This is a genomic window from Bradyrhizobium sp. Kon10 (genome assembly GCF_055807395.1).
Map to the genome: position 1 here is coordinate 1 of NZ_JBVVOZ010000390.1, position 238 is coordinate 238.

The 238-nt window shown below is 53.8% G+C and carries 1 pseudogene; it reads right to left on the reverse strand.

The window, feature by feature from the left end:
• Positions 1–238 (reverse strand): annotated as a pseudogene (locus AC0L2O_RS37475) (class I SAM-dependent methyltransferase); the annotation flags it as partial.

A 238-nucleotide genomic window follows, 5' to 3' on the forward strand; every position in this document is an offset into this window, starting at 1 on the left:
CAGGTGCTGTTCATAAGCGAGATCGTGAGCAAACGTCATCAGCCTATCGACCTTGAGCCCGGAAGTATTGAGCAGATTTTCGAACGTCAGCGGCGTGTAGAAATTGATATGCCCATACGGCCCGGACATCCGAATGGCGCGATTGAGGTTTCTCGTATGCTCCAGCGGCACCTCGATGTAGAGCTTCTTGCAGACCCTCGCCGCCTCCATCAAAAACATCCGTTCGTGCTCGACGTGT